Origin of the sequence: Sphingomonas sp. TX0543, assembly GCF_048565505.1 — a bacterium.
Taxonomy (GTDB): domain Bacteria; phylum Pseudomonadota; class Alphaproteobacteria; order Sphingomonadales; family Sphingomonadaceae; genus Sphingomonas.
Window position 1 is genome coordinate 1 of the sequence record NZ_JBLZUS010000003.1, and the last position, 16,175, is coordinate 16,175.

General features: G+C 62.8%; 16 protein-coding genes and 1 pseudogene. 10 read left to right on the plus strand and 7 right to left on the minus strand.

Annotated features, from left to right (window positions below; all coding sequences use genetic code 11):
- The 4 genes from ACM61V_RS17625 to ACM61V_RS17640 all read left to right on the plus strand — a co-directional run.
- On the plus strand, positions 1–953 hold a 953-nt coding region (locus ACM61V_RS17625; RefSeq protein WP_419714283.1), incomplete at its 5' end, for a chloride channel protein.
- Positions 946–1,347, plus strand: coding sequence for a DUF190 domain-containing protein (locus ACM61V_RS17630; RefSeq protein WP_008830660.1), 402 nt, complete (start codon positions 946–948; stop codon positions 1,345–1,347). The genes ACM61V_RS17625 and ACM61V_RS17630, both read left to right, overlap by 8 nt.
- A gap of 74 nt (positions 1,348–1,421) precedes the next feature.
- The gene (locus tag ACM61V_RS17635; RefSeq protein ID WP_008830659.1) at positions 1,422–2,159 is read left to right on the plus strand and encodes a universal stress protein; all 738 of its coding nucleotides are present in this window, start codon (positions 1,422–1,424) and stop codon (positions 2,157–2,159) included.
- A gap of 66 nt (positions 2,160–2,225) precedes the next feature.
- Entirely contained in the window at positions 2,226–3,539 is a 1,314-nt protein-coding gene (locus tag ACM61V_RS17640) for a phospholipase D-like domain-containing protein (protein WP_037509278.1), read from the plus strand.
- Positions 3,540–3,606: 67 nt separating this feature from the next.
- Here the strand turns inward: ACM61V_RS17640 and ACM61V_RS17645 are convergent, their stop codons facing one another.
- From ACM61V_RS17645 to ACM61V_RS17655, 3 genes are read right to left on the minus strand one after another with little or no spacing between them, the layout of a single operon-like run.
- Complete coding sequence (locus ACM61V_RS17645) at positions 3,607–4,179, minus strand: DedA family protein (protein WP_124810932.1); 573 nt, start codon at positions 4,177–4,179, stop codon at positions 3,607–3,609.
- Complete coding sequence (locus tag ACM61V_RS17650; protein WP_048939397.1) at positions 4,176–5,612, minus strand: YncE family protein; 1,437 nt, start codon at positions 5,610–5,612, stop codon at positions 4,176–4,178. The genes ACM61V_RS17645 and ACM61V_RS17650 overlap by 4 nt, the downstream gene beginning before the upstream one ends.
- Complete coding sequence (locus tag ACM61V_RS17655) at positions 5,609–6,175, minus strand: DUF305 domain-containing protein (protein ID WP_242443602.1); 567 nt, start codon at positions 6,173–6,175, stop codon at positions 5,609–5,611. Before ACM61V_RS17655 ends, ACM61V_RS17650 begins: the two co-directional genes overlap by 4 nt.
- On the opposite strand from ACM61V_RS17655, the gene ACM61V_RS17660 reads away from it, so the two are divergent.
- The 5 genes from ACM61V_RS17660 to ACM61V_RS17680 all read left to right on the plus strand — a co-directional run bounded on the left by ACM61V_RS17660 (position 6,175) and on the right by ACM61V_RS17680 (position 10,699).
- A complete protein-coding gene (locus tag ACM61V_RS17660; protein ID WP_419714284.1) occupies positions 6,175–6,771 on the plus strand; it encodes a uracil-DNA glycosylase in 597 nt (198 codons plus the stop codon). The genes ACM61V_RS17655 and ACM61V_RS17660 overlap by 1 nt on opposite strands.
- A gap of 83 nt (positions 6,772–6,854) precedes the next feature.
- Complete coding sequence (locus ACM61V_RS17665) at positions 6,855–7,724, plus strand: LysR family transcriptional regulator (protein ID WP_048939395.1); 870 nt, start codon at positions 6,855–6,857, stop codon at positions 7,722–7,724.
- Positions 7,724–8,875, plus strand: a complete 1,152-nt coding sequence (locus tag ACM61V_RS17670) for a TDT family transporter (RefSeq protein ID WP_100239874.1) — start codon at positions 7,724–7,726, stop codon at positions 8,873–8,875. Before ACM61V_RS17665 ends, ACM61V_RS17670 begins: the two co-directional genes overlap by 1 nt.
- Before the next feature lie 85 nt (positions 8,876–8,960).
- Positions 8,961–10,211, plus strand: coding sequence for a molybdopterin-dependent oxidoreductase (locus ACM61V_RS17675; RefSeq protein WP_008830651.1), 1,251 nt, complete (start codon positions 8,961–8,963; stop codon positions 10,209–10,211).
- 11 nt (positions 10,212–10,222) lie between these two features.
- Positions 10,223–10,699 carry a hypothetical protein gene (locus tag ACM61V_RS17680; RefSeq protein ID WP_008830650.1) on the plus strand — a complete coding sequence of 159 codons (477 nt, stop codon included), beginning with the start codon at positions 10,223–10,225 and terminating at the stop codon, positions 10,697–10,699.
- Positions 10,700–10,929: 230 nt separating this feature from the next.
- On the opposite strand, the gene ACM61V_RS17685 is transcribed toward ACM61V_RS17680, so the two are convergent.
- The 4 genes and pseudogenes from ACM61V_RS17685 to ACM61V_RS17700 all read right to left on the minus strand — a co-directional run bounded on the left by ACM61V_RS17685 (position 10,930) and on the right by ACM61V_RS17700 (position 14,422).
- Positions 10,930–11,253 (minus strand): hypothetical protein, encoded by a 324-nt coding sequence (locus tag ACM61V_RS17685; RefSeq protein WP_008828479.1) that lies wholly within the window; start codon positions 11,251–11,253, stop codon positions 10,930–10,932.
- Positions 11,254–11,652: 399 nt separating this feature from the next.
- Positions 11,653–12,069, minus strand: a pseudogene (locus ACM61V_RS17690) (TniQ family protein); the annotation flags it as partial.
- Complete coding sequence (locus ACM61V_RS17695) at positions 12,066–12,989, minus strand: TniB family NTP-binding protein (protein ID WP_036526781.1); 924 nt, start codon at positions 12,987–12,989, stop codon at positions 12,066–12,068. The pseudogene ACM61V_RS17690 and the gene ACM61V_RS17695, both read right to left, overlap by 4 nt.
- Complete coding sequence (locus tag ACM61V_RS17700) at positions 12,986–14,422, minus strand: transposase (RefSeq protein ID WP_419714285.1); 1,437 nt, start codon at positions 14,420–14,422, stop codon at positions 12,986–12,988. Before ACM61V_RS17700 ends, ACM61V_RS17695 begins: the two co-directional genes overlap by 4 nt.
- 413 nt (positions 14,423–14,835) lie before the next feature.
- Between ACM61V_RS17700 and ACM61V_RS17705 the strand changes: the two genes are divergently transcribed.
- Positions 14,836–16,074, plus strand: a complete 1,239-nt coding sequence (locus ACM61V_RS17705; RefSeq protein WP_419714286.1) for an integrase — start codon at positions 14,836–14,838, stop codon at positions 16,072–16,074.
- The last annotated feature ends 101 nt before the right edge of the window (positions 16,075–16,175 follow it).

Sequence of the window (16,175 nt, forward strand, 5' to 3'; positions counted from 1 at the left end):
CCACGATGTTTCGGCTTGATGCCGAGAGTACCCGCATCATCCTGATGGCGGGTATTGCCGCAGGTTTCGGGGCCGTTTTCGGCACACCGCTGGCAGGCGCCGTTTTCGCTCTCGAAGTGCTGGCAGTCGGCCGTGTGGAATATCGGGCGCTGGTGCCGGTACTGATAGCTGCGATTGTCGGCGACTGGACCTGTCACCAGTGGGGAATCCACCACGGATTGTACCATATCGACTATCTCCAGCGCGCGGTCGGACCGATTGCCGTCGACCCGGTGCTTCTGCTCGAGGCGGGCGTTGCCGGTGTGGCGTTTGGACTGGTCGGCCTGCTGTTCTCCGAACTGTCGCACGGCTTCGGCGACTTCGTGAAGCGCCACGTCCGCTTCGGGCCGCTGCGTCCCTTCCTGGGCGGCCTGGCGGTGATCGCTCTGGTCTATCTGCTCGGTACGCGCGACTATCTTGGCCTCGGCGTCTGGGCGCCCGACGCCTCGACACCCACCATCGCCGGCTTTTTCGCGCCGGGGCCTGACTACTGGAGTTGGGCGCTCAAGCTGCTGTTCACGGTCGTGACGCTGGGCACCGGCTTCAAGGGAGGCGAGGTAACGCCGCTGTTCTTCATCGGCGCGGCGCTCGGCCACGCCCTTGGCACCCTATTCGGCGCTCCTGTCGATCTTTTTGCCGGTCTCGGGTTCGTTGCTGTCTTTGCCGGGGCAGCGAACACGCCTTTGGCCTGCACCATCATGGGCATCGAACTGTTCGGTGCTACCCATGCCGTCTACATCGCCGTAGCCTGTTTCGTCGCCTATCTGTGCTCAGGCCACAGCGGCATCTACCTGTCTCAGCAGATTGCCGTCCCCAAGCATCCGCGCATTTCCATCAGCCCCGGCATTACGCTGCGGAGCGTTCGCGCCGCGCGCCCTCAGATCACAAAGCAGGATCTTCGTAAAAATGACTGACACGGCTATTCTCACGTCCAGCGAGATCGGCATGCTGCGTATCTACATGGCGCCGCGTGATACGGCAGAGCCGCGCAAGGCATGGAAGCTGTGGTCAGCACGCCCGCTCTATCGTGAGCTTGTCGTCCAGGCCAAGGCTGCCGGTCTGATGAACGCCGTAGCCCATCATACCCATTACGGCTTCAGCAACCACGGGCCGGTGCTCGATCAGGGCGCGGAAACGAGCAATCCCTATCTGACCATGTGCGTCGAACTGATCGGCCACCGCGCCGATCTTGAACTGTTCTGCCAGCGGCATGCCGCCCTGCTGTCGACGAAGGTGGTCATCTACAAACAGCTCGAACATTGGTCGATCGAAGCCCCGGCAAGGCCGCATCAGGAGAGCAAAGCATAAAGATCCTTTCCGTCATCGTCGGAGCCGACAGCACTGCGACATGCCTCAATGCAGCCGTTCTCGCAGCGCAGAGCGTGGGGGACTGTACAATCGAAGCGCTGAATGTCGTGGTCGATCCCGGCCTGCTCGTTGCCGCCAGCGAAGAGGTCGATATGCAGCGTCTGCGCGAACATTGGGAAGGCACGGCCAGCGAGCGATCGGCCGCCTGCCACACGGCTTTCGTGGCATGGACCGCAGGAGCCGCCCAGGACGCGCCACCCGTTGCCTGGCGAACCATCGTTGGGGATGAGCAAGTCGTGGTGACGCAGGAGGCGAACAATGCCGACCTGCTGGTCGTGATCGCCCACGAGCGAAACATGGACGGCGGGGACGCCCTGCATGCCGCGCTGTTCGATAGCCAGAAACCGGTGCTGATCGTCCCGGTTTCCTGGAAGCCCCAGCCCGGTCAGAGCTTTTCGCGTGTGGCTGCCGGCTTGAGCGACTCCGATGCGGCAAGGCGCGCCATCGAGGCGGCCACGCCCTGGTTGGAAGGCGCCACTGACGTCACCGCTATTCGGATCGGCGATGCAGGTGATCCGGCGCTCAAGCTGGAAGCGCTGCTCGACGATGCAGGGATTGCGCACCAGCTCCACGTCGTGCCGCGCTCGCACGAAAACCTTGGTCAGCAACTCCTGACTGAGGCCCATCTGGCGGGAGCGGATATGCTTGTGACGGGAGCCTATCGGCATAACCAGCTGATCGAATGGTTCGCAGGCGGAACCACCCGGCACCTGCTCGCCAAGGCGGACATCCCGCTCCTGATGGTTCGCTAAGGTTGAAGGGGGCGTGATCTGACGGGCGCATCGACACGACGCAGCAGAGACAGGTAGCATCGCGCGATGATCTCCATCCCGAACCTGACGCTCGCTTATCTGCTGCTCGAATGGGCGATCCGGCTCATCATGGTGGTGGTCATTCCGGTGCGGCGTCCGCCCGAAGCGGCGCGCAGTTGGCTGCTTCTCGTGCTGTTCTTGCCGGTGCCCGCCTTCATCCTGTACCGCCTGATCGGCCGGGCCGCGTTCCCATCCTGGCGGCGGGACCGCTTCAGGCGGGCGGCGCCGGAGCGGGAGAGTGCCGGGCAGGCGCTGATGAGCAGCAAAAGCGCGCCTTCCCGGACAGCTGTGCTTGCACAATGGCTGGGCGGTTTTCCAAACTGTGGGGGCAACGCCCTCCATCTGCTTGAGGACTATGACGGCACGATCGACGCTATGGTGACGGCGATAGATGCAGCCCATGTTCGGGTGCATCTGCTGACCTACATCTTCGCAGACGACCGGACGGGACAGAAAGTCGCAGATGCCCTTGGCCGCGCACATGCACGCGGCGTCGATGTCCGCGTCCTGATCGATGCGCTGGGCTCGCGCCCTTGGGCAAAACGCAGCCTACCGATGCTGGCGGACCGAGGCGTCACTGCCCGCCTGGTCCTGCCGGTTCGCTTCGCGGCGCTTCGCCGTGCGCGAAGCGATCTGCGCAATCACCGCAAGCTGTGCCTGATCGATGGCAGGGTCGCTTTCGTAGGGTCGCAGAATATTGTGAACCGCGATTTCAAGCCCGGGATCGTAAATGACGAACTCGTAGCGCGGGTTGAAGGCCCGGTTGTCTGCGCGCTCGATGCGGTCTTTGCCAGCGACTTGTTCCTTGAGACCGAACAGACCATCGCGGCCTTGCCCGTGCCCGATGCCTCAGGCGCCTCAGAATTGCAGGCGATGCCCAGTGGGCCAGACTACCGCGTGCCCGGCTATGAGCGATTGCTCGTCGAACTCGTTCACGAGGCGCAAGAGAATATCACCATTGTCTCGCCCTATCTGATCCCAGACGAAGCCCTGCTGACCGCGCTCAAGAACGCGGTCGCACGCGGCGTCGCGATCGACCTCGTCGTTTCGCGTGTCGTGGACCAGCGGCTCGTGAACCTTGCCCAGCGATCCTATTATAGCGAACTGCTCGAGGCGGGCGTACGCCTCCACCTCTACCGCGACAGGTTGCTGCACGCGAAGAACGTATCGATCGATGGCCGCATGGCCGTCATCGGATCCAGCAATGCCGATGTTCGCTCCTTCATGCTGAATGCCGAGATCAGCCTGATCTTGCATGATGAAGCGTCCACCGGACCTCTCGCGGATGTCCAACGGGGATACATCCGCCGAAGCGACTGACTTTTGCTGGAGGAATGGCGTGATCGCCCGCGTGTTTCCCGCTTCTGCGAAAATCTAGCTCGCCTCGTCAGTCCTTTGCTGTGACCTCGCGCCTGCGGTGCCGGAAGTGTGCGGCGAGGCCGACGAGGAGCAGCACCGCGAGTACGGGCAGCAGAACATGGCCCACATCGCGGACGCGGCCAAAAGCGGCCTCGATGCCCTGACCGAAAAGGTAACCCAAGGTCACGAAGACCGTCGCCCAAACCATGGCCGCCAGAGCGTTGATGGCCATGAAGCGGGAGGCAGGAAGCGCAGTCGTGCCGATCGCGATCGGGCTGACGGTGCGCAGGCCATACAGAAAGCGGAACCCGAACACGAACAGCACCGGCCGCCGCTCGAACACATCGATGGCGCGGCGGAACGCGGCTTTCTGCTGGACGCGCTGAACGTAGCGATGATTGCGGAACCGGCGGCCGAGGGCAAAGAAGATCTGATCCGCGACGAAGGAACCGAGCGCCGCCGCTGCTATGGCGGCGGGGTACGCGATCAGGCCACGGTGGACCATCACGCCGCCCAGCACGACTACCGTCTCGCCTTCGATGCCCGCACCAAGGAACAGAGCCGCAAGGCCGTACTGGCTAAGGATCGCTTCAAGCGTCACGGCTTCTGCCGCTGGACCACCGCGCCAGCCTCATCCGGCGCGCCGGAACGGATTACGAGGAAGCGGCGCTCTGCAGGCGCGGCATCCTTGACGATCTGCCGGATCGGGCCAACCGCATTGACGATCGCCGCGCCTGCCGGATTGGTCATGAACTTGGCCAGCGGCTCGATTGTACCGGTGCCATCCTGACGTGCCGCCAGACCCAGCGTAAAGGTCTGCTTGGGCGCCAGTCCGGCGACGGCAGCCTGCAGGATCTGGACCTGCCCCTGATCGAACAGCGACACCTGGCTCTGTCCCTGACCTTCCAGGACGACCTGCGCTTTCCCCTGCGCCTTGGCGAGCGGCACGAGGTTGTCGAGGCCTTGCCCCGAAGGCACGGCGCCGGGCACATAGGCGACGCCTTGCGGGCCCTGTCCGATCGGGATCGTGGCAATGACCTTGTTCGTGGCCGTATCTATGACGGCGACTGCATCGTCATTTTCCAGCCCGACATAGATCCGGCTGCCATCGCCTGAGGGCCAGAGCCCATGCGGCAGCGCGCCGACCGGCACCGAGGCGATCTGGTCGAAAGTGTCGGTGCGGAACACCTTGACGATATTCTGCGTGCCGACCGTGACATAGGCGAACTGGCCTTTGGGAGTCCTGGCGATGTTGACATGGTTCGTGATCGGCCCGGTGTCGATCGTCTTCATCACGGCGAAAGGCGGCTTGGCGTCGAAGACCATGACCTTGCCGACGTCCTTGAGCGTCAGCCATACCTGCTTGCCGTCAGGCGTGGCGGCGATGTCCGGGCAGAACGGGCTGTCCTGCTTCACGCGGCCAACGATGCGCTTCGACCTCGTGTCGATCACGACGGTTTCCGGCGAGAAGCTGGAACAGACGTAGCCGTATTTCCCATCGGGCGAGAAGATCGTCATGCCCGGCCCATTGGGTACAGCAATACGGCCCGTCTCCTTGAAGGTGGTCCCGTCGAGCACAGCGATATAATCCTCGCCGCGCACGCTCACCCAGACTTCTCGGCCATCGGGCCGGAAGAAGGCTTCATGCGGGGAACGCCCGACGTAGGCGGTGTGCTTCACGGCATTGGTCGCGGTATCGATGAAGCTGACCGAGTTGGACCCGATCGACACGACCGCCAGTGTACGGCGATCAGGCGAGAAGCCCATGCCATGCACCAGAAGCTGGCCGCGATAGAGCGGGCTGAGATTTGCAGGCGTAGGATCGCCGAGCTTGATGACACCCAGCAGCGTGTTCGTCGACGGATCGATGACCGATACCGTGTTGGAAAACTGGTCCGAGGTGTAGAAACGGTCCTGAGCGCTGATAGCCCGATCAGGCTGGGCATTGGGAACCTGCTGCGCATTTGCCGGGAGTGCGACAAGGGCAGCCGCTATCGGCAAGGTGTACGACACGATGCTCAGCGTCTTCTTCATTTGTCGTCTCCCATGTGATGGTGCGCGCTGGCAGCGGGGCCTGTCTTTTTCGCGAGAATGTCCTGCATGACGGCGATCTCCTGCCGCTGCTCGACGATGATGCCCTGAGCCAGGCGGCGCAGGCGTTCGTCTTTTCCGTATCTGAGCTCCGCTTCCGCCATCTCGATCGCGCCCTGGTGATGGGGGATCATCATCGCCGCGAAGTCGCGGTCCGGGTCGCCCGATGGCGCAATCATCATCGCATGGTGCATCCGCTCCATGGAGGCTGCCATCTGGCTTGCAAAGCCATCGGACGATGCCGCCAGTGCGGCCGCCGATGCTGTCGCCGCGCAAAGGCCGGCCAATCCCCATAGCAGTTTCAAGTGAAGCCCTTTCGTCATGGCGTTCCGGCGATAACGCCTACAGCGGTCGCAGGTGTCATCCTCGCAGCATGCAACGGAAAAAATGCGAGCTGCCGAGGAGCAGGTACGCCAACGCAGGCGTTGCCTGTCGAACACATGGCGCAACACTCGCCATCGATCCAACCGATGATTTTTGTAGTTTCGATAGGATTTGACGATCAATGGCCTGGCTGGATGATCCCGCGTTGATCGCCGAACGCAGAGCGGCACTTGGTGCGCCGCACATTGCGCCGCTGGAGATATGGCGTGAGGGGCTCGTTGGCGCAGGACACACGGTGCCGCATTTCGACCCGTTCGATGGCGGCATAGATGCGCGCCTTCTCCTGCTTCTTGAGACGCCGGGCCCCGGGCCTGATCGCACTCGCTTCGTGTCGCGGGACAACCCATCTGGCACTGCTCGTAACCTTCGCCGTTATCTGGAAGCGGCGGGCATCGCGCGAATGGACATCGTTCAGTGGAATTGCGTGCCCTGGATCGTCCACGCCCCCGGTGCCCGCAATCGCGCGCTGCGCCGAACGGAGATTGCCGAAGGTCTCGCAACGCTTCCCGACCTGCTTGCGAAACTGCCGGGCGTGCGGGTCTGCATCTTGGCGGGCCGGGTGGCGGCGGGGGCGGAAGCACTTATCGAAGAGGCACGGCCCGATGTGTCGGTCATCACCATGCCCCACCCTAGTCCGGCCAATGTCTGCACCAGTCCTGATGTCAGCCAACGGATCGAAAGCGCGCTGCTCGCCGCCAGGAACGCACTCGTCAAATGATCTTAGAACGAGATTGGAATGATATAATCAATGCGTTGGAGTGATTGATCGGGCTGCGGTATCAATGGTGACAGGAGATCACCATGACCCTTGAACAATTACGCATCTTCGTGGGCGTTGCCGAACGCGAACATATGACGCGGGCCGCCGAGGCACTGGGCGTGACCCAGTCCGCTGCCAGCGCGGCGATCGCTACGCTGGAGGCCAGGCATGACGTGCCGCTCTTCAACCGCGTGGGCCGCGGCATCGAACTGACCGAGGCGGGTCGCATGTTCCTCGATGAGGCACGCGCCGTTCTTGGCCGCGCCGCGACGGCGGAGCTTACCCTGGCCGAGTACGGCGGCCTGAAGCGCGGAACCCTGCGCCTTGTCGCCAGCCAGACCATCGCCAGCTACTGGCTGCCCTCGCGCTTGGCTCAGTTTCACAGCCGCCACCCCGCGATCCGCGTCGAACTCGCAATCGACAACAGCGAGGGTGCGGCGGCACAGGTACTGGATGGCCGCGCGGAACTGGGCTTTGTCGAAGGTTCGATCGACCAGCCCGCACTCGCCCACTGGAAAGTCGGCGAGGACCGGATGCTGCTGATCTCGGGGCAGGCTGTCGATACCATCGATGAGGACTGGGTGCGCGGCGCCAACTGGATCGTGCGGGAGCACGGGTCCGGCACACGGTCGAGTTTCGAGGATGTCCTGCGTGATCGCGGTATCGATCCGGCAGACCTGAACATCGCCATGACGCTGCCGTCCAACGAAGCCGTACGGTCCGCTGTCGAGGCCGGCGCCGGTGTCGCGGTCCTTTCCGAACTGGTGGTGCGCCGCGCGCTTGCTGCGGGGCACCTTCATGAATTGCCGCTCGCGATGCCAGCCCGTCCATTTGAGGCGTTACGCCACAAGGAACGGTATCGCACTCGGGCAGCCGACGCGCTGACCGAACTGGTCAAGGAGTTTGGATGATGACCACGGATATCAAGCCCATCCTCGAAGGGATGCGCCCGCTCAGCCGGCTCGATCACCCGCGCGAGATGATCCGCCAGTTCACGCCCAACTGGTTTGCCGCAACCATGGGCACGGGCATCCTTGCGCTGGCCCTCCCGCAGATGCCGGGCATCGGCGCTTCGCTCAAGCCGGTGGGAGAAGTGATGTGGTTCTTTAACATCGGGCTCTTCACCCTTTTTACCGCGCTCTATACCGCGCGCTGGATCCTGTTCGGCCACGAAGCGCGGCGCATCTTCGGGCACAATACCGTATCGATGTTCATCGGCACGATCCCCATGGGCCTCGCCACGATCATCAACGGCTGTCTCGCATTCGGTATCGCGCGCTTCGGCGAGGGCATCGTGCCGGTCGCCACGGTCTTGTGGTGGATCGACGCCGCCATGGCGGTGAGCTGCGGTGTGCTGATCCCGTACTTCATGTTCACGCGCCACCAGCATTCACTCGATGGGATGACGGCGGTGTGGCTGCTGCCGGTCGTGGCGGCCGAAGTGACGGCTGCCAGCGGAGGACTGTTGGCGCCGCATCTGGCGCAGGGCAGCGCACAGTTTGGGATGCTCGTCACGTCCTACATCCTGTGGGCCTATTCGGTCCCGGTCGCCTTCAGCATTCTTGCACTGTTGATCCTGCGCATGGCGCTCCACAAGCTGCCGCATGAGGGCATGGCCGCATCGAGCTGGCTGGCGCTTGGCCCGATCGGTACCGGCGCGCTGGGCATGCTGGTTCTGGGCGGCGACGCCCCCGCGATCATGGCTGGGCATGGGCTGGCCGATGTCGGCACTGTCGCCCAAGGCATCGGCACAATCGCCGGTCTGTTGCTGTGGGGCTTTGGCCTCTGGTGGCTGGCGCTCGCCTCGCTCATCACCTGGCGCTACTGGCGGGCAGGTATCCCGTTCAACCTTGGCTGGTGGGGCTATACCTTCCCGCTAGGCGTCTTCACCGTGGCAACCTTTCGCCTTGGCACGACCCTGAACCTTGCCTTCTTCGGTATCGTCGGCACCGCCCTGACCCTGGCGCTCGCGCTGATGTGGATCGTGGTGGCCGCCAAGACCCTGATCGGCGGATGGCGCGGCAATCTGTTCGTATCACCCTGTATCGCCGCTACAAACTGATCGGGCATTGCGATCAGTAACGGCGTTCTGATCGCTTGCTTCTCACAGCAGCACCCGCCACCATTTTGCCCGAGAGGATACGACCATGGACAGACTGGATGCTGAGCTCGCGGCCGAAACAAGCCGCCGCCGTTTCCTGCAGAATGCCGCGCTCGGCGGTGCAGCCATCGCTGCCGCACCCGCTCTGGCGCAAGGCATCACGCAGGGTCTGACCGACCTGCATCTCCCCGGCGGCAATGCGCAGCGCCCAATGACGAGCGCATTTCCCGGCAAAGGAAGCATGATCCTCCAGCGCGTCCATCCGCCGTTGCTGGAAACACCGATGGATGTCTTCGACCGAGATGTGTTCACCCCCAATGACCAGTTCTTCGTGCGCTGGCATTGGGCGGACATCCCGACCTCGATCGACGTCGATGCCTTCCGGCTCACTATCCGCGGGCACGTCAACAAGCCGATCGCAATCAGCCTCGAACAGCTGATGCGCCTGCCGCGGGTGGAGATGGCCGCGGTGAACCAGTGCTCGGGCAATTCGCGCGGGCTGTTCCAGCCCCGCGTCCCCGGCGCGCAGTGGGGCAACGGGGCGATGGGCAATGCGAAGTGGCTCGGCGTGCGCCTGCGCGATGTGCTCGATCTGGCCGGGGTGAAGGCGGGGGCGGTCCAGGTCCGGTTCGGGGCGCTCGATCAACCTGTGGTCGCCGGTGCCCCGGACTTCGAGAAGGCGCTCGACATCGATCATGCCCGCGACGGCGAAGTGATGATCGCCTTCGGCATGAACGGCACGCAGCTGCCGCTCCTCAACGGCTTCCCGATCCGGCTGATCGTGCCGGGCTGGTACTCGACTTACTGGGTCAAGATGCTGAACGACATCGAGGTCTTGCCCGGGCCTGATGACGAATACTGGATGGCCAAGGCCTACAAGATCCCGGCGACGCCGGGCGCCAATGTAAAGCCCGGCGCCAAGGACTTCCCAACCGTTCCGATCAACCGCATGATCCCGCGTTCGTGGGTTACCAGTCTGGGCGAAGGTCAGCGGATCGCACACGAGGCCTCGATCCCGCTCGGCGGTATTGCCATGGGCGGCGACTGCGGCGTGGCACGGGTCGATGTGTCCACCGACGGCGGTCGCCACTGGTTTGCAACCAAGCTCGGACCGGACCACGGGAAGTACAGTTTCCGGCGGTGGGACGCCCAGGTTCCCTTGCCCGGCCCCGGAAAGACGTCGCTTATGTCGCGCTGCTGGAATACGGCAGGCGTCGCACAGCCGATGGCGCCGATCTGGAACCCTGGCGGTTTCATGCGCGGCAATATCGAAACCACTACCATCGTGACGGCATAAGGAGCTTTGGCATGAAAGCGCCAACCCCAGGCATGCTGGCCGTCGGACTGCTCGGCGTGACCGTCTTCACCCTCATGATGGTGGGCCCTCCCGGCAGCTACACCCCGCTGCCCGAACCCCAATCCACAGGGCCTACACCCAGCAGCATTTCCGTGAACGGCTTTACCATGACCTCGGATACGGTCGATCTTCCTATCGATGAGCAGCAATATCCCGATGGCCCTCATGCCGATGTCATCAATGCGAATTGCACGTCTTGCCATTCCGCCAGCATGGCGATGACCCAGCCAGTGCTTTCAGCGGACCAGTGGAAGGCAACGGTCACCAAGATGAAGGATGTCTACAAGGCTCCCGTGGCGGACAAGGACATTCCGGCTATCGTCGACTATCTGACGGCGATGAGTGCAGCGCAGGATGGGGCGCCGACCGGAAAGGCTCAGGATACCGCCCCCGGCACCGCGCCGGATGCCTCCGGAGGAACGGGTTGAGGCGCCAAGCTGCGTAACGTCTGCTTTCAGGCGCTACCCTAGGAGCATTGAGCGGCGGGAATGGGCGCATGTTGCCCAATCGCGGGACGGAATGGAATTGATGAAATCCAGCAGAAGCGCCGCATTCAGGTGCGCGCCGCCAACCTCCTAAGTTAATGGACACTTGCCGCTAAAAAGCGTGCGGCCAGCTAGAGGCCAAATGCGCCTGCCATCCGTAGGCTCGCGGGTACTTAATGGCGCGAAGAGAACGCATTTCCGGCCGCGTCACGGAAGAGAGTTTTGTAGGCCGTCGAGGCGCTCCGTAACGCGGACATCCGCTCGACTTTTTCGTTCCGATGGCACGCTGCTTCCACTGTTCTTTTCAACGTCGGCGAGCACGCCTGACGATCTTGGATGAACTGTTGGAGTGCGATGCTATCGACCATCCGCGCCCATACGTCGACAACCGGCTCGTCCTCGTTTCGCACCGTTGGGTCACAGTCTGCATCGAGCATCGCGGCGCAGATTGCGATAAGGCAACGACGCATTGAGGGGCTGGCAAGCGCGAGCGGCATTTCACAGGAAGGCTCGTTGGGGCAAACGTTATCGAGCGTGAGCACAGGCGCCGCAAACCGATGTAGGAGTCTATCACGCAGTCTCCAGCGCCTGTGGGCCCTTGCGAACAGTAGACAGATTCTGGCGGATTCTTCGAGCAGCTGACCGGCTGAAGTGTCGTTGAAGCGAAATTGATCTGGGACCTTTCCCCTAAGCGCACCCCTCAGCGCGGCTTCAAAGGCTACGATATTGATCCAGATGGGCTGCGCTGCTGGCTCAAGCTCGAGCGCCCTGGGGTGCGCCCGTTCGAGGCCCCGACGGCAGCGAATACAGCACAATCTTGGCGGCCCCTGCGATGACCGCTTAATCGCCCAATGACTACTCCCGCAAGACACGCATCGATCGACGAGTGGCCAGTGGTGCCGGAAACAGAAGCCCCACGCAGCCATGGCCCAGTCCGCACGGATATAGGCGGGGCGGCCAGCGGCATAGTCCTCGGCAAGGCAACGACTGCACCAGCTCAACCGGAGGGTAAGAGCGGGCGCGAAATCTCGGCTAGGATCATCGGATGGAACGTGGTGCCAGGCTACAAAATCCGGGGTGATCCTCGGATACCGATAGCAAAGACCGAGTTCGGCGACACTGTTTTCCGTGAAGCCCTCGCTTGCGGCAAGCTCAGCGATCATCGATTTTTTTGGGTTTACATCGGGATGCCGCCAATGGCCTGCGCGATTTCGATAGGCGCGCAGCAAAGGCTCACCCGGAGCCCGCTGATCGCGCACGCGCGCCAGCCATGAACTGAGAAGTTCATCCGCGAATGGCTCCACGAAACTCATACGGTCGCCCGGCCGATTGTCCTTCGCTTGCCTGCCGACGTAAACATGGAGACGAGAGGAAGCGTCACGTCGTTGGCCTCGAAGCTTGCGGCATCAAGCATCTCGCGGCCATCGCGGATAGCCGTGACAGCGGCTGCCTCGATGAGCCGGAATATTCGGCCCGTCACACCCTGGGTGAGGGCCAGCACGCGTTGCCGCGCTTCGACGGTGTCGAGCATCGATGGGCGTCTCAGGGGCAGCAGGCCCGAGAAGCTCGCAAGCAGCTGGCGCAGGGCATGATCGTTGCGCCATGGCATCAATTCGAACGCCCCAAACCGGTCGGCAAGGTTCGGATCCATCAGGACCGCCATCCGCGCGTCCTCGGTCCCTGCGCAAACAATTGGAATTTTCAGATCGTTGGTCAAAAAGCGGATAGTATTGAGGAACACCCGCTGCTGGCGAGGAGTGCCGGCGAGCATCTTGTCGATTTCATCCAGGACGAGCACCTTGGTTTCGACTTCGGCAAGCAGTTGCCTGGCTTCCGCTCGCATCGATCGCACGGACAGTCGGCTAAGGTCGACGCAATTTAGCGCGGTCAGCACCTCGGTGTAAAATTGCTCCTCACTCGGCTCTGGCGGTATCTGCGCGAGCAACACCGGCATCTTGCTGAGCCCGGTCCTGATATCGAACTGAGGAGCGTGAAGTTTCGAGAAGCGGCTGACAATTTCGGTCTTGCCCATCCCGGTGGCGCCAAACAGTAACAGGCAGGGCATTCGCCCTCGCGGCGGATAGATTACCAGGTCTTCAAGGTGGCGGAGCGCGGCCTCAGCCTGTGGCAACGATATCCAGCGGTCGCGGCGTAGCCAGTCGATCCGGGCCTCATCGGTCAATTCGGCATACTCGCGATAAGCCGGGAAGATATGGCTGTAGAGCACGTTCATGACTGCTCCTCGATCGCGAGTGGTACAACCGGCCCGTCGAGATTTGGCGGTGTCAGCTGCGCGTTGGCCTCTTGGTGCTGGACAAAGGCCGCAGGCGGTTCGCCGCGGATGAGCGCATCGACGATGCGTTGGGTTGATCGTCGAGCTCCGCGCGTCTTCTCTACGGCCCTAAGCACAATCCTGCGCTGCGTGCTCACCATCTCGAAAAGCATCTGCTCATCGACGGCGGTTCGCCCGCGCTCTCGAAGCGCTCTCAGGGCTTGGTCGTGCTCGAACTTGGTAATTGCAGGACGCCGCTTATCGCGAAGAGGAACTGTGACATGCTCGCCGCCGGGCAGTTCGAGATAGACGGCCGAGAGGTTGAGCGGATTGTATTTGATCGGGAATTTATGAACGCTGTTCGCGACCAGCGTGGCCAAAGCGCCATGCCAGTAGAAAACGTGGAAGAGTTTGATGCCCTCGCGCCGGACCCGGCGCATCTCGAACGGGAGGAAGTCGAGCAGAAAACGTTCTTCATCGGCCGGCAGGCGCAGGGCTGCAACACGCTTACCTTGATCGTCCTGCCACGCTGTCATCGGGGGGACGCCAAGTGAGCTGTGAATGGTGCGATGATAGATTCCCACCTGGAGGGCGAACCATCGCTCGAATTCCTTGAGGGTCATGCAGGCTTTGCCCTCAGCGTCGTAGTCTCCCTTGTCCTGGATGTTGGAGAACGTAGTACCCGGAAGAAGGTGAACTTCGCCGATGGCGGTGCCGATCATGCGCTCGATGTGCCCGCCAAAGTGCGGAGTGCGCGGTGGACGGTAGTGAAGCTCGATCCCAAATTGCTGGCAGCCCCGAGTCAGCGCGCGTGAGTGAAATTCCGAGGCATTGTCGAGATGGAGGATGTCTGGCAGGCCGAAGACAGGCCATGCGAAGGTGAGCTCTCGATCGGCCAGCCAATCATTCTTGGGCAGTACTGCATGACGGATCGCCATGCCGACCGAAATCGCGGAAGGTCGTTCCAGTGAAATGTAGAAGCCGGGTATCACCCGCGTCGCTACGTCGATCTGCAGGGTCAGCGTTGGCCGCCCGACCGGTCTCCTGAGATACTCATCGACGATGATGATATCGACCAGCGTGTGGTCCATCTGTACGACCTGAAGAGGGTACTGCGCCTCGTATGAGCTGACGACGGGTCGGAAGCGGTCTGCTGCGGCTTTGGTCCCATCACGGGCGCCTGTCAGGCGTGTCCGTTCCACGGCGTTGACCCGCAGGACAACAGTTTGCCGTGCTGGAGGTCGCAGATTCTGCTCCAGGCACGAAAAGCGAATTTGACGGACCAGTTGTGCGATGGTGGGCTTTGGACGGCTGAGATAAAATTGCTCTATTTTGGCATCGATCAGGCGTTCCACCTCGCAAGGGGAGGCGAGAGCGCCCTTTGGGAAATCCATCGTGCTGGTCGACCAACGAACTGGTCACTGGGTTTTCCCGGTATCTCGCGAGCAGTTCGTAAATTCGGGACCGGTTGAGGCTCAGCTTCAGGCCGGCCTCAGCAATCGCTTTGCGTCCGAGCCGGGGCTCTGCCGTAAGCGCACGAATGATAGGCTCGCGCTCACAAGCTTTGCGCCATTCTGTATGATCAACCGTCGTGAGGGCAGTGCCTGTTTCGGCCATGACCTATCCCCGATTTTCGCCAGGGACTCGTGTTGCCGGGTCCGGTCGTTTTGTAGCAGAATCGCGCTGTCAGGTCGAACGTCCGGAGGTATTCTTGTACATGATCCACGCAACTCGGCCGTTTTCTCGTCCGCCCGTATTCTTTAAGTGACACGTGCGGTACAAGCGCCGCCGAGGAGCGAGGCGCGTCATGGCCACCGAAACCGCCCAGGAAGGGCAGAAAACCGTTGTGGCGGCGCCTGAGGCGACCCTGCCGGTCGTCGGGGCTTCGGCCGACCTTGTTTGGACGATCGTGCAGATGCGCGCCGGCGAGCGCATCACCGTCAACGAGGCGCTGATCGCCGCCTATCAGGCCGCCTCGTCGCCCCACAGCATCCGCGCGCTCAAATCTGACGTGGAGGCGTTCGACGCCTGGTGTCGGCGCACCAACCGGATCGCGCTGCCGGCGACGGCCGAGACCGTGGCCGATTATCTCGATGCGCGGGCGGGGAAGGGGAGCCGGCCGGCCTCGCTATCCCGCTACAAGGCGTCGATCGCCAAGATCCACCAGCTGCTCGATCTCAAGGACCCAACTTCGGCCCCGCTGGTCAAGCTGCGGCTGCAGGCCGTGCGCCGCGAGAAGGGGACGGCGCAGAAGCAGGCGCGGCCGCTGCGGTTCAAGGGCCCGGTGCGCGACGTCGAGCGCGACAAGGCGCGGGGGCTCAATATCCGCGCGCTGCTCGAGAGCTGCGGCGACGATCTGCCGGGCCTGCGCGATCGGGCGCTGCTGTCGGCCGCCTACGACACCGGATTGCGCGCGTCCGAGTTGGTTGCGGTTGATCTCGAGCACATCATCGAGGCGATCGACCCCGAGGCACGGCTGCTGCAGATCCTGCGCAGCAAAGGTGATCAGGACGGGGAGGGGGCGACCGCCTACCTAAGCCCTCGCACCGTCGCGGCGATCGTGGCGTGGACCGAGGTAGCCGAGATCACCGCGGGGCCGCTGTTCCGGCGGGTGCAGGTGCGGCGTTACAAGGCCCGTGCCGCCGTGAAGGGGCGCCGCATCGACAGCATCTCGGGCCGGGAGACCTGGGATCTGCGCAAGATGCTCTCCAAACCGGCGGTGAAGGCGCGCGTCGAGTACGACATTGGCACCGTGGCGCTGCATCCGGGTTCGATCGGGCCGATGTTCCGGTCGATCATCCAGCGCGCATTCGACCGTGGCGCGCTGCCCGATCTGACAGCCGAGGATGTAACCCGGCTGCTCAAGGGGATCAGCGCGCACTCGACACGGATCGGGCTCAATCAGGACCTGTTCGCAAGCGGGGAGGATCTCGCGGGCATTATGGATGCGCTGCGGTGGAAGTCGCCGCGTATGCCGCTCGCCTACAACCGAAATTTGGCAGCAGAGCAGGGAGCGGCTGGTCGGCTGATGGCGAAAATTGGATAGGTACGGACCATTGTGGGCCAAAGGCCTCATGCCCCAGTCGAGCGTCGCGCTACTAGCACAGCATCCCGATTTTAAGTGGTTGAGGCGGGAGAGGACAGTGC

Bases quoted from the DNA above. Each gene is read 5' to 3' on its own strand.
- ACM61V_RS17630 (WP_008830660.1), top strand. From the start codon at position 946: ATGACTGACACGGCTATTCTCACGTCCAGCGAGATCGGCATGCTGCGT.
- ACM61V_RS17640 (WP_037509278.1), top strand. From the start codon at position 2,226: ATGATCTCCATCCCGAACCTGACGCTCGCTTATCTGCTGCTCGAATGG.
- ACM61V_RS17650 (WP_048939397.1), bottom strand. From the start codon at position 5,612: ATGAAGAAGACGCTGAGCATCGTGTCGTACACCTTGCCGATAGCGGCT.
- ACM61V_RS17660 (WP_419714284.1), top strand. From the start codon at position 6,175: ATGGCCTGGCTGGATGATCCCGCGTTGATCGCCGAACGCAGAGCGGCA.
- ACM61V_RS17665 (WP_048939395.1), top strand. From the start codon at position 6,855: ATGACCCTTGAACAATTACGCATCTTCGTGGGCGTTGCCGAACGCGAA.
- ACM61V_RS17670 (WP_100239874.1), top strand. From the start codon at position 7,724: ATGACCACGGATATCAAGCCCATCCTCGAAGGGATGCGCCCGCTCAGC.
- ACM61V_RS17675 (WP_008830651.1), top strand. From the start codon at position 8,961: ATGGACAGACTGGATGCTGAGCTCGCGGCCGAAACAAGCCGCCGCCGT.
- ACM61V_RS17680 (WP_008830650.1), top strand. From the start codon at position 10,223: ATGAAAGCGCCAACCCCAGGCATGCTGGCCGTCGGACTGCTCGGCGTG.
- ACM61V_RS17685 (WP_008828479.1), bottom strand. From the start codon at position 11,253: ATGCCGCTCGCGCTTGCCAGCCCCTCAATGCGTCGTTGCCTTATCGCA.
- ACM61V_RS17695 (WP_036526781.1), bottom strand. From the start codon at position 12,989: ATGAACGTGCTCTACAGCCATATCTTCCCGGCTTATCGCGAGTATGCC.
- ACM61V_RS17700 (WP_419714285.1), bottom strand. From the start codon at position 14,422: ATGGATTTCCCAAAGGGCGCTCTCGCCTCCCCTTGCGAGGTGGAACGC.
- ACM61V_RS17705 (WP_419714286.1), top strand. From the start codon at position 14,836: ATGGCCACCGAAACCGCCCAGGAAGGGCAGAAAACCGTTGTGGCGGCG.